This window comes from Burkholderia sp. Tr-862, assembly GCF_011753085.1.
Taxonomy (GTDB): domain Bacteria; phylum Pseudomonadota; class Gammaproteobacteria; order Burkholderiales; family Burkholderiaceae; genus Burkholderia; species Burkholderia ambifaria.
This window is the reverse complement of the sequence record NZ_VWWG01000393.1, coordinates 1-759: the sequence shown is the minus strand read 5'-3', so window position 1 is coordinate 759 and position 759 is coordinate 1. Positions and strand designations below refer to the sequence as shown.

The 759-nt window shown below is 70.1% G+C and carries 2 protein-coding genes; both read right to left on the bottom strand.

Translation table 11 applies throughout. The features are described 5' to 3' along the window. Positions 1-275: biopolymer transporter ExbD (locus F3J14_RS35085; protein ID WP_166726774.1), on the bottom strand; the 275-nt coding region annotated here is incomplete at its 3' end. A gap of 22 nt (positions 276-297) precedes the next feature. Beyond that, the coding region (locus F3J14_RS35080) for a MotA/TolQ/ExbB proton channel family protein (protein WP_166726773.1) at positions 298-759 on the bottom strand (462 nt) is incomplete at its 5' end.

Below are 759 nucleotides of genomic sequence, written 5' to 3'. Positions count from 1 at the left end.
GCCTGAAAGCGCGCGGGCAGCGCGTCGAGTGCGACGGGTGTGTCGTCCCAGTATAGCTTGCCGGCGTCGTCGATCGACAGCGTGACCGATTGCGGCGTATCGCGCGCGACGCCGGCCGCGACCTTCGGCAGGTCGAGCCGGATCGCGTGCGTCATCAGCGGCGCGGTGATGATGAAGATGACGAGCAGCACGAGCATCACGTCGATCAGCGGCGTCATGTTGATCTCCGCCATCGGCGCGGACGTCTTGTGGTGCTCCAGTCCGCCGAATGACATGGTCGCTCCTCCCGGCTGCGCGTCAGGCGCCCTGCGCGCACACGAATACGTGCAGGTCGCGCGCGAAGCCATCGAGTTCCTCGGCAAGCTGGCGCACGAGCCGCCCGAGGATGTTGTAGGCGAGCACCGCGGGGATCGCGACGACGAGCCCGAACGCAGTCATGATCAGCGCCTCGCCGACCGGCCCCGCGACGCTCTCGATCTGCGCCTGTCCGCTCGCGGCGATGCTGCCGAGCGCGTGATAGATGCCCCATACGGTGCCGAGCAGGCCGACGAACGGCGCGGTGCTGCCGATCGACGCGAGCAGCACCTGACCGAACTCGAGACGCCGCTGCGAGCGCAGCATCGCGTGACGCAGCGCGCGCAGCACGCGTTCACTGCGCTCGACGCGCGCGGCCAGCGCGGCCGGATCGTGTTCGTCGGCCGCGTCGCGCGCGGCTTCGGCGAGCGGCACGAACACGCGCTCCCGATCGGCGCCGGCGAA